This is a genomic window from Anaeromyxobacter oryzae (assembly GCF_023169945.1).
Classification (GTDB): domain Bacteria; phylum Myxococcota; class Myxococcia; order Myxococcales; family Anaeromyxobacteraceae; genus Anaeromyxobacter; species Anaeromyxobacter oryzae.
This window is the reverse complement of the sequence record NZ_AP025591.1, coordinates 5,498,359-5,516,912: the sequence shown is the minus strand read 5'-3', so window position 1 is coordinate 5,516,912 and position 18,554 is coordinate 5,498,359. Positions and strand designations below refer to the sequence as shown.

The following is an 18,554-nucleotide window of genomic DNA, read 5'->3' as shown; positions in this document are numbered from 1 at the left end:
TCTAGCGGCTCCGCTGCGCCGCCGCCGCCGCCGCCGCGCGCGGCGGCGGGGGCGCCGCGGGGACGACCCGCTTCGCGAGGAACGCCGCGAGCCCGCCCGCGGCGGCGCCGGCGATGCCGCCGAGGAGGACGGATCCGAGCGTCGTGCCGATGGCGGACGTCGGCGTCGCGTTGTCGGCGACCAGCAGGCCGAACGCGACCGCCATGCCGGCCACCGCGGCGCTCGAGCCCTTGCGGAGCCGCGCCTCCGCGGCGGCCGCGAGGAGCACGACGGCGATCGCGAGCGTCCAGTGGAGCGCCGGCGGGATCCGGTCCGGGAACACCGCGACCTGGAGGTCCCCGGCACGCTCGCCGGAGAGTCGATCGAGCACGAGCGCCGGCGCGCCGCCGGCGAGTCGCGTGGCGACGTACGTCGAGGACCGGTCGTGCGCGACCTGGGTGCGGCCGCTCCGGCCGACGCGCGCCGACGAGTAGGTCCGCTCGAGCTTCCCCTCCGCGGGCGGCTCCGTGCCGGTGATCCGGAAGCGGACCTCGGGCGTGCCGGTCTGCGGGAGCGGCACGTGCACGAGCAGGCGCACGTGGGACGGCGTGGACGCGGGCAGCGCGATGGTGGCGCCCCGCTCCGGCAGCGAGCCCTCGATGAGCGGCGTTCCCGGCGTGACGGACTCGACGGGCGGCACGACGGCGAGCACCAGCGCCCCCGCCGCGGCGATCCCCGCGAGGATCCGCGCGACGCCGTCCGCGCGGGGCGCGAGCGCGGGCTTCACGACGTGCACCGCCGCGAGGAGCCCGGCGAGCACCGCGACCACCGCCGCGGTCGCGCCCTCCGGGAGATAGCCGAGCAGGTAGAGCCCGGCGGCGATGCCCAGGGCGACGAGGCCGGCCACCGGCAGGATCCAGCCGGTGAGCGCCTCCTCCAGCCAGAGGGTGAACGGCGAGGGGGGACGGGGATCGGGCATGTCGGGTCGGGCTCCGGTCGCGGACGGGGAGACGTCTTAGCGCAGTCGCCCGGGGCCCGTCACGGCCCCCGGATCTCACCCTCGGTGCGGCGAACCCGGCGAAAAACTGGACGCGATCGATATCGCCCATACGCTGAGCCGATATGGCTCGACGCCTCGATCTCCACGCCTGGGACAAGCTCCCCGGCACCACCGAGCAGGGCCCGGGCTGGGCCATCGTCCAGGGGGACTGCCTCGAGGCCCTCGAGCGGCTGCCTCCGCACTCCGTGGACGTGGCGTTCGCGGACCCGCCCTACATGCTGTCGAACGGCGGCACCACCTGCCAGAGCGGCCGCCGGACGAGCGTCAACAAGGGCGCGTGGGACGCCTCGCAGGGGCTCTCGACCGACACCGCGTTCCAGGCGCGCTGGCTCGAGGGCGTCCGCCGCGTGCTGAAGCCCTCGGGCACCCTGTGGGTGTCGGGCACCCAGCACGTGATCTTCTCCATCGGGTACGCGATGCAGGAGATGGGCTACCACCTCCTCAACACCGTCACCTGGTACAAGCCGAACGCCTCGCCGAACCTCGCGTGCCGCTTCTTCACGCACTCGACCGAGCTGCTGCTCTGGGCGAGCCCGATGAAGTCGCGCCCGCTGGCGCACCGGTTCAACTACCGCGCCATGAAGGAGGCGAACGGCGGCAAGCAGATGCGGGACCTCTGGCAGATCTGCGAGCGGCCGGAGCCCGAGGGCGAGCAGGTGGTGTGGTCGGTGCCGACGCCCGGTCCCAGGGAGAAGGTCCACGGCCGCCACCCGACCCAGAAGCCGCTCTCGTTGCTCCAGCGCGTGCTCGCCGCGAGCGCCGCGCCCGGCGACCTGGTCCTGGACCCGTTCTCCGGGTCGGGGACCACGGGGGTCGCCGCGCTCCGGATGGGCTGCCACTTCCTCGGGCTGGAGCGCGATCCGGCCTACGTGGAGCTCGCCGCCCGCCGTCTCCGCGCCACCGCGCTGGATCCCGAGTAGCCGCGCAGGCGGCCCGCCGCCCGCCCAGGTCCCCTACGAGCGGGCGTGACCCGTCCGGCGCTCGTGTCTTGGACCCGTTCCGGTGGATAGATTCGGAGCGTGAACCCGCGCGCGGCAGAGGCACTCGTCCCGTTGCTCGGTCTCGTCGCGTTCCTGCTCGGGACGCTCGGGCTGTTCGCCGCGCGCGCCTTGATCGTCGGGCGGCCGCACACGCCGGACATCGAGAAGCGCCAGCACACCATCCTCGCCAAGTTCTTCCAGGAGTGGTGGATCTGGCTGTGGGGCCCCGTCGAGCGGTTCTGCCTGCGGCTCCATCTCTCTCCGGACGTCATCACGCTCCTGAGCACGGCGGTCGCCGCCGGCGCGGCGGTGCTGCTGGGCTACGGATGGCTCTCCGTCGGCGGCTGGGTGTTCCTCTTCGGCGCGAGCCTCGACTTCATCGACGGCCGGGTCGCCCGGGCGACGGGCCGCAGCACGAAGGCCGGGGCGTTCCTCGACTCCACCATGGACCGGGTCGGCGAGCTGCTGGTCTTCGGCGGGCTGGCGATCTGCTTCCGCGGGTCCGCCGCGCTGTTCGCGGCGCTCGCCGCCGCCGGCGCGTCGCTCGTCGTGTCTTACGCCCGGGCGCGCGGCGAGGCGCTCGGCGCGGGCGACGTCGCGAAGGTGGGCGGGATGCAGCGACCCGAGCGGATCGTCGTCACCGGCGTCTCCTGCGCGCTGTCACCGCTCGTGGACGCCGGATGGGGCCTCGGCGCCGGTCGCGCGGTGGTCGCGAGCGCGCTCGCCGCGCTCGCCGCGCTCGCCACGGCGACCGCCCTCCGCCGCACCTGGGCGATCTACCGGGCGCTGCGGGCCCTCGAGCCTGCGACCGAGACGCGCCCGCCGTTCCGGCTCGCGGACGTCTTCCGCCTCGATCCTGCCGCCCGCCGCCGCAAGGCGGCCCGCTGAGCGCCCCGCCTCGCCCGTCGCCCTCGTGCCGCGCCGCCGGCCTGGCCGTCGCGAGGCGCCTCTCCCCGGTCGGCGTCCCGGGCGGGCCGACGCCGCGCGCGCAGGCCCGCGGATCGATTGCCGGTACCTGGATCGCGTGGTAAAGCCGGAGACGTGAGAGGCCCCCCCGCCCGTCACCCCGACGAGACCCGCGAACAGCTCCCGGCGCCCGAGGGCGTCATCGCCGACGCCACCGAGCTGAAGCCCGGCGACCGCGTCGTCTACCCGAACCAGGGCGTCTGCGCGGTCGTCGGCGACGAGGAGATGGAGATCGCCGGCCACAAGCAGCAGTTCGTGCGGATGGCGCGCGAGGAGGACGGCTCCGCGATCTCCGTCCCGAAGAACAAGGTCCCGTCCATCGGGCTGCGCCGCGTCGCGACGGGCGCGCAGATGGAGGGCGTGTTCCACTACCTCGGCGCGCAGTACGACGATCCCGAGCTCGACTGGAAGGTCCGCCACCGCGACAACGCCGACCGGCTCATCGCGGGTGGCGTGCTCGGCGTCGCCGAGGTGGTGAAGGGCCTGCACGCGCTGTCCCGGATCCGCCCGCTGCCGACGAAGGAGCGCGAGCAGTACGACAACGCGCGCCACCTGCTCGTGCACGAGGTCGCCGTCTCGCTGGCGGTCCCGGCGGGCGTCGCCGAGGACTACATCGACTACGCGCTCATGCCGCCCGCCGGCGTGAAGTTCGACCTGAAGCCGCCGCCCACGCCGGTGCTCCTGCCGTCGAGGCCGAAGAAGCGGCGCCCCACCACCGAGGAGGAGGGCGGCGAGCTCGGCGATCTCGGGCTCGGCGATCTCGGCATCGACCTCGGCGTGCTCGACGGCGCGCTCGAGGAGGGCGCCGTCCCTCCGGAGGCGGCGGTCGAGGGCGTGCCCGCGGTCGAGGGCGAGGCCGAGACGGAGGGCGTCGCGGAGGAGGCCACCGGCGAGGGCGGCGCGGAGGAGGCGGTCGACGAGGAGGCGGGTGAGGAGGAGCCGTCGCCCCGCGCCCGGAAGCCCGCCGCCGACAAGAAGGCGAAGCCCGCGAAGGAGAAGAAGGCCGCCGAGAAGCCCGCCGCGAAGAAGGCGGCCGCGAAGAAGCCCGCCGCCGAGAAGCACGCGGCGAAGAAGCCGCCGGTGAAGAAGCCCGCGGCGGAGAAGGCCCCGAAGACGGCGCCCAAGCGCGGGGGGAAGAAGAAGTGATCCGCGTCGTCACGCTCGAGAAGATCGACCCCGCCGACCTGGCGTTCCTCACGCGCACGCTCTACCAGGCGTTCGGCCTCGGCACCGAGCTCGCCGGCGACCGGCCCGTCCCGGCCGACGTCGAGACGGAGGACGGACGGCTCGACGCCGTGAAGCTGCTGAAGGACGTCGCGCCGGTGCGGACCTTCGCCGACGACAAGGTGCTCTACATCGTCGGCGCGCCGCTCGCGCTCCCCGCCGGACCGCTCGGAGAGCCGCCGTGCTGGGGGTTCGCCGACTACGGGAAGGACCGCGCCGTCATCACCACCGCGAAGCTCCCCGCCCGCGGCGTCACCGAGACCTCGATCGAGAACTGGCGACGCCGGCTCGCGCGCGAGGCGATCCACGCGGTCGGGCACCTCTGGGACCTGCACCACTGCTACGACGCGAAGTGCGCCATGCACCCCTCGTGGTCGCAGTCGCTGCCCGCCAACCCCGAGATGGACCTCTGCAGCTTCTGCCGCGAGAAGAGCGAGCGGAAGATCCGCCTCGCGAAGACGTGAGGCCTTGACCGTGGATCCCCAGCGACCCGACGCACCCGCGCCGCGGGCGCGCCCCGGGATCGCCGCGCGGGCGGTCGAGCGGCTCCGGGCGTCCGCGCGGAACGCGGCGCACGGGGCGACGGTGGTCGCGCGCTTCCTGTGGGCCCGGCGCCCGCCGGCCCTGCGCGCCGTCGGGGCCGCGTTCGCCCTCGCCCTCGCGATCGCCGGCGCCGCCGGCATCCTGTTCGAGGGCGGGCTCCCCGACCGCCTCCCCGCCGCGATGGACTGGGCCGCCCTCCGCGCCCTCGTCGAGCGGGACGCGCGCCCGGGCGACGCCCTGGCGCTCTCGCCGGCGTGGGCGGAGCGGGCGCGCCTCGCCGCGCCCGGCACCGTCCCGGTCCTCACGCCCGCGTCCTGGGCGGACGACGACGTGCCGGGCGTGAAGCGCGCCTGGCTCGTCTCGGCGCCGCGGGCGCCGGGGTTCTCCTGGCGCACCGAGAAGGCGCTCCTCGCGCGCGCGTCGCGGAACGATCCGCCGATCCCGCTCGGCGCCCTCGAGGTCACGCGGTACGAGCTCGCGGCGCCGGAGCTCCCGCTCGCGTTCCTCCCCGACCGCCTCTCCCGCGCCGAGGTCCAGCTCGGAGACGCACCGTGCGCCCGCGACGGGGTCGGCTTCCGCTGCCCCACGGCGGACGGCGGCACCGTCGAGGTGGTGCGCACGATGCGCGAGGTCGGCGGCGCTCCGCGCCCGTGTCTCACCGCGCCGGCGGAGGCGGGCGCCGGCGCGCCCCTCACCATCACCTTCCCCGCGCTGCCCATCGGCCGCACGCTCCGCGGCCACGCCGGGATCGCCGGCGACCCCGCCCGCGCCCGGGACGCCGCGGTGCGGATCGCGGTGCGCATCGACGGGGAGGAGGCCGGCGCGGCCGACGTCGCCGGCGCCGGCTGGCGCACGTTCGCCATCGACACCGGGCGCTTCGCCGGACGGATGCGGGAGGTCGCCCTCGTCGTCGGCGCGCCCGGGCCGACCGGGCCGCTCTGCCTGGACGCGGTGACCCTGCCGTGATGCCCGCGCTCGCGACGAGGGGATCGCCCCCGGCGTCCCCCGCGCCCGCGCCGGATCCCGACGGCCGCCTGGCGCGCGTCGCCGCCGCGCTCCGGTCCGGCAGGGGCCGCCTCGCGGTCGCGTGGGGGCTCGCCGCGTTCCTCGGCCTGGCGGTGGTCTCCGCGGGCGCCGGGATCTCCGGCGACGAGGCGGCCGTCATCGGCGCCGCACACGGCGCGCCGCCAGCCACCGCCGAGCCGGCCCCGCCGAGCGGACCGCCGCTCGCGCCCCTCCTCGCGCGCGCCGGAGACGCCACCGCCGGACGGATCGGCGTCCCGCACCGCTTCGCGCTCCGCCTCGCGGCCGCGCTCGCCGGCGCGCTGCTCGCGGCGCTCCTCGCCCTCCTCGGCCACGAGCTCGCCGGCGCGCCCGGCGCGATCCTCGCGCCGGCGCTGTACCTGCTGGTCCCGCGGCACCTCGTGCTCGGCGCGGTCGCGACGCCGGACGGCCTCGCCGCCGCGCTCGGGCTGGGCACCGTCTGGGCGTACCGGCTCGCGGGTCGCTCCCGCCGCCGCCTCGGCGCCGCCGTCGCGGCGGGCTGCCTGTTCGGCCTCGCGATCGCTGCCCGGCTCGACGCGTGGATCCTCCTCCCGGTCCTCGCCACGCACGCGGCGCTGCTCCGGACGATGCGGCGCCGCGCGGCGGCCGCCGCCGCGGCGGCCGACGACGCGGACACCGCCGCAGCGGATCCCACCGCAGCCGCCCTCGAGGCGCGCCTGCGCGGGATCCCGCTCGCGGTCGCGGCGATGGCGCTGGTCGCGCCCCTCGTCCTCGCGGCCCTGTGGCCGGCGCTCCTCGTCCACCCTCTCCGCGTGCTCGCCGGGACCGTCCACTCCGCGGCCGGCCTCCCCTACCTCGGCGCGCGCCTCGCGGCCGCGCGGCCGCCCCTCGGGTACCCCCTCGTCGTCACCGCGCTCTCGGTGCCGGCCGGCGTCCTCCTCTGCTACGCGGGCGGCGTCGCGCACGCGGCCTGGCGGCTCCGGCGCGCGCTCCGCCGGGGCGAGGCGGGGGTGGACCCGGGCGACGAGCTGCTGCTCCTCCTCGGCGCCACCGCCCCGCTCCTCGCGGCGCAGGCCGGCGTGGCGCCGCTCGTGGGGGGCGTCCGTCCGTGGCTGCTCGCGTTCCCGTTCCTCGCGGTCCTCGGGGCGCGGGCGCTCCTCGCCGCGGCGCGCACCGCGTGGCCTTCACGCGCCCGGCCGGTCGCCGCGTCGCTCGCGCTCCTCGTCCTCTACCCGGCGCTCCGCGCCTCCGTCCACGCGTGGCCGGCGCTCGGCGGCGCGTGGAGCGCGCTCGCGGGTGGCGCGCCGGGCGCCGCGTCGCTCGGCATGCAGCGGCAGGAGCCCGGCGAGGCGGCGCGGGCGATCCTTCCGGAGCTCGCGGCGCGCGCGCGGCCCGGCGCCCGCGTCCTGTGGCTCGGCGTCGCCCCGGAGGCCGTCGCGGTGTACGCCGCGGACGGAGCGCTCCGGCCGGACCTCGGCCTCGCCGCCGACGCGGCGAGCGCGGATCTCACCGTCGCGGTGCTCGACGGCGGCTCGCGGGACGCGGAGTACCAGGCCTGGTCCGAGCTCCGGACCTCGCACCCGGTCACCGGCGTGTTCCTCGACGAGGTCCCCCTCGTGCTCGTGTACGCGCGGCCCGGCGCCTGGCGGTAGGGTGCGCCCTGCCGCGCCGCCCTTTCCGGATCCAGGGCGCTGCCGGCGCTCGGGGCGAACGGAAGGAGTGGGCGGGCGGGCGGACGCGCGGACGCCCGCGCGCACCGTGCGGCGGCCGGGCGCGCGCCCCGCGTGACCGCGCAGGGAGCGCCGCCGCCCGCTCCGCGGCGGAGCGACAATTCCCGCCATGGCTCCGTCCCCCGCGCCGGCCGCGGCGAGCGGCGGCGACAAGCGGCTCGAGCTGCTGGACGCCGCGATGCGGCGGCAGCAGTTCCAGCCCGACGCGCTCCTCGAGGTGCTCCGCACCGCGCAGGAGCTGTACGGGTTCCTCTCGCGCGAGACCCTGCGCCACGTGGGCCGGAGCCTGCGGCTCCCGCTCTCGCGGGTGTACGGCGTCGCGACGTTCTACGACCACTTCACGCTCCGTCCGAGCGGCGAGCACACGTGCACCGTGTGCCTCGGCACCGCCTGCTACGTGAAGGGGGCCGGCGGCATCGTCGCCGCGCTCCGGAGGGACCTCGGCGTCGGCCCCGGCTCGACGACGCCGGACGGCAAGGTCTCGTTCGAGGTCGTGCGGTGCGTGGGGGCGTGCGGCATCGCGCCCGCGGTCGTCTACGACCACCGGATGGCCCGGGCGCAGGCGCCCGCCGCCGTGCTCGAGCGCGTCAGACGGTGGCGCCGATGAGCCGGGAGGAGCTCCAGCACATCGCGGAGCGGCGCCGCGCGGCGCGGGCGGCCCGGCGCTGCCGGATCACGGTCTGCGGCGGGCTCGGCTGCGAGTCCGTGGCGGGCGCAGCCGTCCTCGAGCGGCTGCGCGCGACGGTGCGCGACGCCGGGAAGGCCGAGGAGATCGAGGTCCACCTCACCGGCTGCCGCGGGCTGTGCGAGGCCGGGCCGATCGTCGAGGTCGAGCTCGGAGACGCCGCGCGGCGGGAGCGCCGCCTGTACCTGCGCGTCGACGAGGCGGCGGCGGAGCGGATCGCCCGGGCCCACGCCGAGGATCGGCCGGTCGAGGACCTCCGCTCCCACCACGACGACCCGTTCTTCACGCGCCAGACGCCGGTCGTGCTCGCGCACGCCGGCGAGATCGATCCCGAGGACATCGAGACCTGCATCGCGGCCGGCGCGTACTCGGCGCTCGAGAAGGCGCTCACGCAGATGGCGCCGCGCGAGGTCGTCGAGGAGATCGTGCGGAGCGGCCTGCGCGGCCGAGGCGGCGCGGGGTACCCGACCGGCCTCAAGTGGAGCACCGTCGCGAAGGCGGAGGGCTCCCGGAAGTTCGTCGTGTGCAACGGCGACGAGGGCGACCCGGGCGCGTTCATGGATCGCTCGGTGCTGGAGGGCGATCCGCACGAGGTGCTCGAGGGCATGGCCATCGCCGGTTACGCGGTCGGCGCCGACCACGGCTATCTCTTCGTCCGGGCGGAGCACCCGCTCGCGATCGCGCGGCTCCGCACGGCGATCGCGCAGGCGGAGCGGCTGCACCTGCTCGGGAACCGCATCCTCGACACGCCGTTCGACTTCCGCGTGGACCTGCGGATCGCCGGCGGCGCCTACGTCTGCGGCGAGGAGACCGCCCTCATCGCGTCGATCGAGGGGAAGCGCGGCTCGCCGCGCCCGCGCCCACCCTATCCTGCCGCGTCCGGGCTCTGGGGCATGCCGACGCTCATCAACAACGTGGAGACGCTCGCGAACGTCCCCGCGATCGTGGCCCAGGGCAGCGCGTGGTTCGCGTCGATCGGCACCGAGCATTCGAAGGGCACGAAGGTGTTCGCGCTCGCCGGCGACGTCGTGAACACCGGGCTCGTCGAGGTGCCGATGGGCATGACCCTCCGCGAGATCATCTACGACGTCGGCGGCGGCATCCCCGGCGGGAGGCGGTTCAAGGCGGCCCAGACCGGCGGGCCCTCCGGCGGCTGCATCCCGGCGCGGCACCTCGACCTGCCCGTCGACTACGAGTCGCTCCAGGCGGTCGGCACGATGATGGGGTCCGGCGGCCTCATCGTGATGGACGAGTCGGCGTGCATGGTCGACGTCGCCCGGTTCTTCATGGACTTCTGCCGGGAGCAGTCGTGCGGGAAGTGCGTGCCGTGCCGGGCGGGCACCGTGCAGCTCCACGCGATCCTCGAGCGGATCACCCGCGGCGCGGGCACGCGCGACGACCTCCAGCGGATGGAGGAGCTCATCGAGCTGCTCCGCGCGACGAGCCTCTGCGGCCTCGGGCAGGCGGCGCCGAACCCCGTCGCCTCCACGCTCCGCTGGTTCCGGGACGAGTACCTCGCGCACGTCGTCGACCGCCGCTGCCCCGCCGGCGTCTGCGAGATGCAGCCGTCCGCGGTGGAGGTGCCGGCGTGACCGTCAAGACGCTCACGCTCGACGGGAAGCCCGTCTCCGCCGGGCCGGACGAGACCATCCTCGACCTCTGCCGGGAGCACGGCGTCCCGCTCCCGACGCTGTGCCAGCTCGACGGCCTCTCCGCCGTCGGCGCCTGCCGGCTGTGCCTCGTGGAGGTGAAGGGCTCGCCGCGCCTCTTCCCGGCGTGCACCACCCGCGCCGAGGAGGGGATGGAGGTCACGACCGCGAGCGAGCGGCTGCTCCGCTACCGGCGGCAGATCGTCGAGCTGCTCTTCGCCGAGCGAAACCACGTCTGCGCGATCTGCGTCGTGAACGGCGCGTGCGAGCTGCAGAAGGTCGCCTACCAGGTCGGGATGGAGAGCGTCCGGTTCGAGTACCGCCACCCGCCGACCACCCTGGACGCGTCGCACCCGCGGTTCGTCATCGATCATGGCCGGTGCATCCTCTGCACCCGGTGCGTCCGCGTCTGCGACGAGATCGAGGGCGCGCACACGTGGGACGTCGCGGGGCGCGGCGCCGCGTGCCGCGTCGTCACCGACCTCGCCTCGCCGTGGGGCGAGGCCGAGTCGTGCACGAGCTGCGGGAAGTGCATCCAGGCCTGCCCGACCGGCGCCCTCTTCGAGAAGGAGCAGGCGGCGCGCGGGATGGTGAAGCACCGCGAGTTCCTCACCTACCTCAAGAATGCCCGGGAGAAGAAGCAGTGGATCCGGTGACGCCGCAGAGGACGAGGCCCCGCCTCGCGACCGTGTGGCTCGGCGGCTGCTCGGGCTGCCACATGTCGTTCCTCGATCTCGACGAGCGGCTGCTCGACCTCGCCGCGCGCGTGGACCTCGTGTACGGCCCGCTCGTCGACGCGAAGGTCTTCCCGGAGGACGTCGACGTGACGCTCGTCGAGGGCGCGGTCGCCACGGACGAGCACCTCCGGCTGCTCCGGCTCGTGCGGGCGCGGACGCGCGTCCTCGTCGCGTTCGGCGACTGCGCCGTGACCGGCAACGTCACCGCGATCCGGAACGCGCTCGGCGGCGCCCTCCCGGTGCTCGACCGGGCGTACCGCGACCCGCGCGATCTCCGGCCCGGGCTGCCCGAGGCGCCGGGGATCCTCCCGCGGCTCCTCGATCGCGTGCTCCCCGTCCACCAGGCCGTGAAGGTGGACGCGTTCCTGCCCGGCTGCCCGCCGCACCCGGACCTCATCCACGACGTCCTCGAGGACGCGCTCGCCGGCAGGGCGCCCGACCTCTCCGGACGGCTCCGCTTCGGGTAGGCCGCCATGAGCGAGCGCATCGTCATCGACCCGGTGACCCGCATCGAGGGGCACGCGAAGATCACCATCCAGCTCGACGACGCCGGCGAGGTGACGGGCGCGCGCTTCCACGTGACCGAGTTCCGCGGGTTCGAGCGGTTCTGCGAGGGCCGGAGCTTCCGCGAGATGCCGATGATCACCTCGCGGATCTGCGGCATCTGCCCGGTCTCGCACCTGCTCGCGTCGGCGAAGGCGACGGACGCGCTCCTCGCCGTCGAGATCCCGGAGACCGCGCGCGCGCTCCGGCGGCTCGTGAACCTCGCGCAGCTCGTGCAGTCCCACGCGCTCTCCTTCTTCCACCTGTCCTCGCCGGACCTGCTCCTCGGCGCCGACGCGGCACCGGAGCGCCGGAACCTGTTCGCGCTCGCGGCCGAGCGGCCGGAGATCGCCCGCGACGGCATCCGGCTCCGGCGGTTCGGGCAGGACGCGATCGAGGCGATCACCGGCCGGCGGATCCACCCGACCTGGGCGGTGCCGGGGGGCGTGGCCCGCCCCCTGGCGCCCGCGGCGCGGGAGCGGATCCTCGCGGGCCTGCCGGAGGCGCTGGAGATCGCTCGGCGCACCCTGGACGGCTGGAAGCGGGACCTCGAGCGGCACCAGGAGGAGGCGCGCGTCCTAGGGAACTTCCCGACGCTGTTCATGGGCATGGTGGCGGAGGACGGCACGCTCGAGCACACGGACGGCAAGCTGCGCGTCGTGGACGAGACCGGCGCGATCGTCGCCGACCAGCTCGATCCCCAGCAGTACGAGCGCTGGATCGGCGAGGCGGTCGAGCCCGACTCGTACCTCAAGGCCCCGTACTTCCGGCCGCGCGGCGAGGCGGACGGGACGTACCGGGTCGGCCCGCTCGCGCGCCTGAACGTCGCGAGCCGCTGCGGGACGCCGCTCGCGGACGCCGAGCTCGCGGAGTTCCGGCAGCTCGGGCGTGGCGCGGTGCTCTCCTCGTTCCACGCGCACTACGCCCGGCTCGTCGAGATCGTCCACGCGCTCGAGCGCATGCGGACGCTGCTCGACGCCCCCGAGATCCTCGGCGAGGACGTCGCCGCGATCGCGATGCGGAACCGCCTGCGCGGCGTCGGCGCCTGCGAGGCGCCGCGCGGCACGCTGTTCCACGACTACGAGGTCGTGCCCGGCGGCCTGCTCACCCGCGTGAACCTGCTCGTCGCGACCGGCCAGAACGCGCGCGCGATGAACCGCGCCGTCGCGCAGATCGCGCGGCATTACCTCTCCGGCCGGAAGCTCGACGAGGGACTCCTCAATCGGGTGGAGGCGGGCATCCGGGCGTTCGACCCGTGCCTGTCCTGTTCGACGCACGCCGCTGGTAGGATGCCGCTGAGCGTGGAGCTGCTCGGGCCGGACGGCGCGGCGCTCGACGCGGTGGAGCGGTCATGAAGATCCTCGCCCTCGCCCTCGGGACCACGCTGCGCGGCGACGACGGCGCCGGCCTCGCGCTCGCCGAGGGGCTCGACGCGGTCGTCCCCGGCGTGGAGGTGCTGGAGATCCAGGAGCTCCTCCCCGACCACGCGGAGGTGGTCTCGCGCGCGGACGGCGTGCTGTTCCTCGACGCGTCCGTCGCGGGCACGCCCGGCGAGATCCGGGCGGCGCGCCTGCTGCCCCGGACGGCGCGCGCGGCCGTGATCCACGCGCTGATGCCCGAGGAGCTGCTCGGGCTGGCCCGTGCGCTCTTCGGGCGATGCCCGCCCGCGGCGCTCGTCACCATCGGAGGCAAGGAGTTCTCGTTCGGCGACGCGCTATCGCCCGAGGTCGAGGCCGCCCTCCCCCTCGCGCGTGAGCGCGCCCGGGAGATGGTGGAAGGCTTCACCACCCCGACGAGCGAGGTCGGGTGACAATCGGGTTCAATGTCGCACGCCATCGAGGCACTCACCGAGCGTGACGCCCCGCAGCGAGTCCCCGACCGACGGGATTACACGCGACTTCCTGCCGTGAGAAAGTCCCACCCGCTCGTCGTCGTTCTGGAGGGGGCGGGGGGCAAGGCGGTCGGCGGTCTGCGTCCGGGGGGAACGCGACCGCCAGACCGCCGATTCTTTTCCTGGACCCGGTTTCCCCGTCAGGCGAACGCGTCGAGGCCCGTCGCCGCCCGTCCGAGCGCCAGCGTGTGGACCTCGTGCGTCCCCTCGTACGTGTAGACCGCCTCGAGGTTCAGCATGTGCCGCATCGGCGGGTAGTCGTCGACGACGCCGCTCGCGCCGAGGATCTCGCGGCAGGTGCGGGCGGCGTCTCGCGCCATCCGCACGTTCGCGCGCTTCGCCATCGAGACCTGGATCGCGGTGGCGCCGCCGCCGTCCTGCAGCTCGCCGAGGCGCAGCGCGAGGAGCTGCGCGCCGACGATCCCCTCCCACACGTCGACGAGCTTCTCCTGGACGAGCTGGAACGAGCCGATGGGACGCCCGAACTGGACGCGCGCCCGGGCGTGATCGCGGGCGCTCTCGAAGCACGCCAGCGCCGCGCCCACCGCGCCCCAGGCGATTCCGTAACGCGCCTTCGTGAGGCACGAGAGCGGCGCCCGCAGCCCGAGCCCCTCCGTCCCGGGCAGCACGTTCTCCGCCGGGACCCGCACGGCGTCGAGGTGCAGCTCGGACGTGACCGACGCGCGGAGCGACAGCTTCCCGGGGACGTCGCGGACGGTGAACCCGGGCGCGCCGCGCTCGACGAGGAAGCCGCGGATCGAGCGCGGGTCGTCGGAGTCCACCTTCGCCCAGACCAGCGCGACGCCCGCGAGGCTGCCGTTCGTGATCCAGGCCTTCGTCCCCGACAGCACGAAGTCGCGGCCGTGGCGGGTCGCGCGCGTCCGGAGGCTCGCCGGGTCCGAGCCCGCGTCGGGCTCGGTGAGCCCGAAGCAGCCGACGAGCTCGCCGCGCGCCATCGCCGGCAGGAGCCGGCTCCGCTGCTCCTCGGAGCCGTACGCGTGGATCGGGTACATGCACAGCGCGCCCTGCACCGAGGCGAAGCTGCGGAGCGCGGAGTCGCCGCGCTCGAGCTCCTGCATCGCGACGCCGTACGCCGTCGCGGACGCGCCCGCGCAGCCGTAGCCGTCGAGCGTCATCCCGAACAGCCCCAGCGCCGCCAGCTCCGGGACGAGCTCGACCGGGAACGTCCCCGCCCGGAAGTGCGCCTGGATGCGCGGTAGGAAGCGCTCGTCGACGAACCGCGCGACGGTGCGGCGGACGAGCCGCTCCTCTTCGGAGAGCCGCTCCTCGACGCGGAACAGGTCGGCGGGGGCGGGATCGGGGATCGCCATGCGGGGGCTCCTCGTCGCGCCTTTCGCGGGCGCCGTCCTCTCTCTATCATCCAGGCGTGCGCCGCGCCCCGCCCGCGCCGAAGACGCCCCGGCCCCGCCGCGACGCGGCGGACCGGCGACCGCGGCGGCGCACCGCGAGCGAGCTCGAGCGCGCCGCGGCGGGACGGCCGCCGCCCTCGCCCGCGCCGCTCCCCGCGAGCGAGCCGCTCGCGATGCTGGTGCGCCGCGGCCTCCACCCGCGCCCCTCCCCGCCCGACCTTCCCTTCCCGGCCGACCTGTCCGGCCCCGCCGCCGAGCGGATCGCAGAGCGGCTCTCGCATTACGCGTTCCGGCTGTTTCTACGCGGCGTCATCCTCGCCCGCGGACCCTTCCGCGCGGAGGAGACGACCCGGTACGTCACCGCGGCGCAGGCCGGCCGCATGGCGGTGGAGCTGGTGCGGCTCGGCCTCGCCGAGCCCGTCGGCGACGGCCGCTACCGGCTCCGGCACCCGGCGCGCACGTTCGGCGGCACGCTCGAGTGGTGGATCGGACGGGAGCTCGCGCGGCGGCTCGCGGTCCAGGTCGCGACAGGCGTCCGCTCCGGAGCGCCGGGCGTCGGGGGAGACCTCGACGTCGTGGCCTCCGTCGAGGGGAAGCTCGTGTACGTGGAGCTCAAGTCGTCGCCGCCGAAGCACGTCTCGCGGGAGGAGCTGCGGGCGTTCGTGGCGCGGGTCCGAGCCTTGCGCCCCCACCTGGCCATCCTGGCGGTCGATACCGCGCTGCGGCTCGGGGACAAGGTGCTGCCGGACCTGGCTGCTGCCGTCGACGGGGCGGCGCCGGTGAGGCTCGGGCGGGAGAACTACCGGGTGGCGCCGAGGCTGTACGCGGTGAATGCGCGGCAGGACCTGGTGGAGAACCTGTGCGTGGTGATCGCGGATGGGCTCCGGGAGCTGGCGCCGGACGCGTCGTGAGCGCGAAATGGGCGTCGCCGTCAGCGGCGGTGGATGAGGGCGAGGAGCGCCCGTCAGTTCGGGCACAGGCGGTACTCGACGCCGGCCGCGCATCCCGCGGTCGCACACCCGGGTGACGCGGCCTGCGCCCGGTCCTGGGCGATCACGTCACAGAGGCTTTCTCCGGCGGCGACGCACTGCGGTGTCGGCTGGACACCAGCACAGCATCCACAACCGCACGCTACGTACGGCGCCTCGGCTGCGCATCCCGCGTGGTCGCTCGGCGAACCGCAAGCCACCAGCACGACGAGCGCGACGATCGGCGGCACGCATCGCCACCGGAAGGACCCCCTGCCACTCACCGTGCACATGGCGGAGTGATAGCACACCTCGCCGTCGGTCGACGGATGGCGGCGCATGGGCCGGGCGGTCACGCGAAAGAAACGCTGGACGCCCACCCATCCCGACGCAAACATGACCTGCGCGCCCCCATGCCCCGCCTCCTCGACCGCACCCGCGCCCTCCTCCGCCGCCTCGCCGGCGGCGCCGCCGCGCCCGGTCATCCCCGCGAAGCCGTCGAGGCCAACGAGCGCGGGAACCGCGCTTCCGAGGCCGGCGACCTCGCGGCTGCGGAGAAGGCCTACCTCGACGCGGCGCGGCTCGCGCCGGGGTGGTCGTCGCCCTGGTTCAACCTCGGCATCCTCTGGAAGCACCAGGCGCGCTGGGAGGAGACACGGGATGCGTGCCGGCGCGTGCTCGCCCTGGAGCCCTCGAGCGCGGGCGCCGCCTGGAACCTCGGCATCGCCGCGACCGCGCTCGGCGACTGGGCCGAGGCGCGCCGCGCCTGGCGCGACGCCGGCGTCTCGATCCCCGACGGCAAGGGGCCGATCGAGCTGACGCTCGGTCCGGTCCCGATTCGCGTGAGCACCGCGGACGCGCCGGAGGTCGTCTGGTGCGAGCGGATCGATCCGGCGCGCGCGCGCGTGGTCAGCATCCCCACGCCGGACACCGGGCGGCGCCACGGCGACCTCGTCCTGCACGACGGCGCCCCGAACGGCTGGCGGATGCTCGGCGACCGCGAGGTCCCGGTGTTCGACGAGCTCGCGCTGATCGTGCCGTCGCGCTTCGCCACGTTCACCGTCGACGTCGACCTGCCCTCGGAGGAGGACCGGACGGCCCTCGAGGCCGCGCTCTCCGCGCGCGAGCTCGTCGCGGAGGACTGGACCACGCAGATGCAGCTCCTCTGCAAGGCGTGCAGCGAGGGTCGGCCGCACGCCGCTGGCGAGGGCCACGTGCACCGCGAGGCGGCGGGCTGGAAGGTCGAGCACACCATCGGGATCGCGGCCGAGGCGCTTGCGCCGATCGAGGACGCCCTCGCGGAGTGGGTGCGCGGCGGTCCGGGCCGCGCGCACGGCGAGATCGTCAGGGCGCTCGCGGGCGCCGCCCTCGCCTGAGCGGGTCGCGCCCCTGCCCTACCGCCGCACCGGCACCGACAGCCGCGCGTTCGCGAGCACCGTCACCGACGGAACGAGGCTCGGCCGGAGGTACGGCTCGTCCACGTTGGTCACCTCGACCCGGATCACGTGGTCCGCAGGCGCCTGCCAGAGGTTCCCCCACGTCGGGATCGACACGCGGACGAAACCGAGCGGCCGCCCCGGGGCGCCGCTGTCGAGGGTGTACGTGCCGCGCGTCACGAGCGCCTTCGTGCCACCCGGCGCCACGTCGAAGATCCGGGCGTCGAGCTGGACGCGGTAGGCGAACGTGATCGCGGTGAGGGTCACGGAGGGTTCGCCGGCGACGAGGAGCGGACCCCCGCCCGAGAGCGTCGCGACCGGCACGTTCCACGCGGAGACGTCGCCGGGGACGATCGTGGAGTCGGGCGGCACGGGGCAGGGATCGAGCTGCCCGCAGGCCGTGAGCACGAGGGGATCCCACTGGAAGCCGCCGAGGTCGATCGGGTTGAACGTGACGAGCCGGAGGCCGCGGAGCGACGCCGTGGATACGGCGTTCGCGAGGTCCGCGTACCCGGGCACGCGGATCACGTCGGCCGGATCGAAGGGCGTCGCGGCGGGCCGCGTGATCGCCGCCTGCACGTCGTACGCGGGCTGATCGCCGGCGCCCTTCATGAAGAAGTCGAGCCACGCGACCACCTCTTCGAGGAGGTGGGCGACCTCGCCAGGCTTGTTCGCCGCGCGCGGGTGCCCGACGTCGCCGAGATACAGCGCCACCGGGTAGCTCGGATCGAGCGCGCGGAGCGTGTCGTACATCCGGAGCGCCTCGCCCGCGGGGAAGAGGTCGTCGGTCCAGCCCTGGACGAGAAAGATCGGGAGCTGCGGCTGGCCGGCCTGCGCGTTCGCGTCGACGCGCGCGAGGAACGCCTCCTGCCAGTAGACGGACCGGAAGCCCTGGAGACCGTCGGCGACCTCCTGCGCGGATGAGCTCTCCGCATACGGCCGCTCGTTCCCGGTCATGACGAGGTTCCAGCGCAGCAGGTAGTCGGGGTAGTTCGGGTACGGCCGGTCGAGGTGCGTCCGGATCCCGCCCACGAAGAGCGCCTGCACGTAGGAGAGCTTCTCCGCGCCCGCGATGGTCCCTGCCTCCTGCGGGCGGCCGTTCGGAACGAGCGCGTCCAGGAGATCGGTCCAGCTCGCGATCGGGATCACCGTCCGGACGGTGATGGGCGCGCCGCCGGGGCTGTCGAACTCCGGCTGGAGCGCGGCGAGCCACGCGTGGGCGCCGCCGTACGACGCCCCGAACACTGCGATCGCGGTCGAGTCCACCTCGAGGCGGGCGTCGTCCACCACCTGCCCGACGAGGCTGCGGAGGTCCGCGCCCTCGACGTCGACGTCGGCGAGGTTCGTCTGGCCCCACGAGTCGCCGAACCCGCGCGCGCTGTAGCGGAGCAACTCGTACCCCGCACCGGTGAGCCGGTCGTCGTACCTCGCCATCGACGCCTGGCTCCCGCCCCAGCCGTGCAGGACGACGACGAGCGGGTGCGGGCCCGCGGTCCGGGGAACCCGGACCGTCGCGTCGAGGAGCGTTCCGTCGACGCCGCTCGCGAGGAAGCCGCTGCAGGTGATCGCCACGCCCGGATCGGCGGGCGCGTCGCACGCGAGCCCCGGGGAGGAGACGCCCTCGCCGGTGAAGACGCCCGTGGCGCGCTGGTCGGGGCCGAAGGCGCGCGCCGGGGGCGGCGCGGCGGGGTCGTGCTGCGCCCGGGCGGGGAGCGCGACGAGCGCGAGCGCGAGCGCGATGGAGGCGACGGGAGCGAGCCGCGGCATGGGCGGGGGTCCTCCGCGCGT

The 18,554-nt window shown here is 75.4% G+C and carries 17 protein-coding genes; 14 read left to right on the top strand and 3 right to left on the bottom strand.

Going from position 1 to position 18,554, the window contains the following annotated elements:
- Position 1 precedes the first annotated feature (1 nt).
- Positions 2-958 (bottom strand): hypothetical protein, encoded by a 957-nt coding sequence (locus AMOR_RS23990; RefSeq protein ID WP_248354903.1) that lies wholly within the window; start codon positions 956-958, stop codon positions 2-4.
- Between the two features lie 143 nt (positions 959-1,101).
- On the opposite strand from AMOR_RS23990, the gene AMOR_RS23985 reads away from it, so the two are divergent.
- From AMOR_RS23985 to AMOR_RS23930, 12 genes are all read left to right on the top strand, one after another.
- Positions 1,102-1,959: a DNA-methyltransferase gene (locus tag AMOR_RS23985; RefSeq protein WP_248354901.1), complete on the top strand. Its 858-nt coding sequence runs from the start codon at positions 1,102-1,104 to the stop codon at positions 1,957-1,959.
- 99 nt (positions 1,960-2,058) lie between these two features.
- Positions 2,059-2,907, top strand: a complete 849-nt coding sequence (locus tag AMOR_RS23980; RefSeq protein ID WP_248354899.1) for a CDP-alcohol phosphatidyltransferase family protein — start codon at positions 2,059-2,061, stop codon at positions 2,905-2,907.
- 153 nt (positions 2,908-3,060) lie between these two features.
- Positions 3,061-4,131, top strand: a complete 1,071-nt coding sequence (locus AMOR_RS23975) for a CarD family transcriptional regulator (RefSeq protein ID WP_248354897.1) — start codon at positions 3,061-3,063, stop codon at positions 4,129-4,131.
- The gene (locus AMOR_RS23970; RefSeq protein ID WP_248354895.1) at positions 4,128-4,673 is read left to right on the top strand and encodes an archaemetzincin; all 546 of its coding nucleotides are present in this window, start codon (positions 4,128-4,130) and stop codon (positions 4,671-4,673) included. Before AMOR_RS23975 ends, AMOR_RS23970 begins: the two co-directional genes overlap by 4 nt.
- 10 nt (positions 4,674-4,683) lie before the next feature.
- Positions 4,684-5,718 (top strand): serine/threonine-protein kinase, encoded by a 1,035-nt coding sequence (locus tag AMOR_RS23965; protein ID WP_248354893.1) that lies wholly within the window; start codon positions 4,684-4,686, stop codon positions 5,716-5,718.
- Positions 5,718-7,409, top strand: a complete 1,692-nt coding sequence (locus AMOR_RS23960; RefSeq protein WP_248354891.1) for a glycosyltransferase family 39 protein — start codon at positions 5,718-5,720, stop codon at positions 7,407-7,409. Before AMOR_RS23965 ends, AMOR_RS23960 begins: the two co-directional genes overlap by 1 nt.
- Before the next feature lie 187 nt (positions 7,410-7,596).
- Positions 7,597-8,094, top strand: a complete 498-nt coding sequence (gene hoxE / locus AMOR_RS23955) for a bidirectional hydrogenase complex protein HoxE (RefSeq protein ID WP_248354889.1) — start codon at positions 7,597-7,599, stop codon at positions 8,092-8,094.
- A complete protein-coding gene (locus AMOR_RS23950) occupies positions 8,091-9,764 on the top strand; it encodes an NADH-ubiquinone oxidoreductase-F iron-sulfur binding region domain-containing protein (protein ID WP_248354887.1) in 1,674 nt (557 codons plus the stop codon). The genes hoxE and AMOR_RS23950 overlap by 4 nt, the downstream gene beginning before the upstream one ends.
- Entirely contained in the window at positions 9,761-10,477 is a 717-nt protein-coding gene (gene hoxU / locus AMOR_RS23945; RefSeq protein ID WP_248354885.1) for a bidirectional hydrogenase complex protein HoxU, read from the top strand. Before AMOR_RS23950 ends, hoxU begins: the two co-directional genes overlap by 4 nt.
- Entirely contained in the window at positions 10,474-11,025 is a 552-nt protein-coding gene (locus AMOR_RS23940) for an NADH-quinone oxidoreductase subunit B family protein (protein WP_248354883.1), read from the top strand. The genes hoxU and AMOR_RS23940 overlap by 4 nt, the downstream gene beginning before the upstream one ends.
- 6 nt (positions 11,026-11,031) lie before the next feature.
- Positions 11,032-12,456: a Ni/Fe hydrogenase subunit alpha gene (locus tag AMOR_RS23935; RefSeq protein WP_248354881.1), complete on the top strand. Its 1,425-nt coding sequence runs from the start codon at positions 11,032-11,034 to the stop codon at positions 12,454-12,456.
- On the top strand, positions 12,453-12,911 hold the full coding sequence (locus AMOR_RS23930; protein ID WP_248354879.1) for a hydrogenase maturation protease: 459 nt from the start codon (positions 12,453-12,455) through the stop codon (positions 12,909-12,911). Before AMOR_RS23935 ends, AMOR_RS23930 begins: the two co-directional genes overlap by 4 nt.
- Before the next feature lie 221 nt (positions 12,912-13,132).
- Here the strand turns inward: AMOR_RS23930 and AMOR_RS23925 are convergent, their stop codons facing one another.
- Positions 13,133-14,323: an acyl-CoA dehydrogenase family protein gene (locus AMOR_RS23925; RefSeq protein WP_248354877.1), complete on the bottom strand. Its 1,191-nt coding sequence runs from the start codon at positions 14,321-14,323 to the stop codon at positions 13,133-13,135.
- A 56-nt stretch (positions 14,324-14,379) separates the two neighbouring features.
- Between AMOR_RS23925 and AMOR_RS23920 the strand changes: the two genes are divergently transcribed.
- Both AMOR_RS23920 and AMOR_RS23915 read left to right on the top strand, forming a co-directional pair.
- The gene (locus AMOR_RS23920; protein WP_248354875.1) at positions 14,380-15,273 is read left to right on the top strand and encodes a hypothetical protein; all 894 of its coding nucleotides are present in this window, start codon (positions 14,380-14,382) and stop codon (positions 15,271-15,273) included.
- Between the two features lie 470 nt (positions 15,274-15,743).
- Positions 15,744-16,706, top strand: a complete 963-nt coding sequence (locus AMOR_RS23915) for a tetratricopeptide repeat protein (protein ID WP_248354873.1) — start codon at positions 15,744-15,746, stop codon at positions 16,704-16,706.
- 18 nt (positions 16,707-16,724) lie between these two features.
- Here the strand turns inward: AMOR_RS23915 and AMOR_RS23910 are convergent, their stop codons facing one another.
- The gene (locus AMOR_RS23910) at positions 16,725-18,533 is read right to left on the bottom strand and encodes an alpha/beta hydrolase family protein (protein ID WP_248354871.1); all 1,809 of its coding nucleotides are present in this window, start codon (positions 18,531-18,533) and stop codon (positions 16,725-16,727) included.
- Positions 18,534-18,554: the final 21 nt, after the last annotated feature.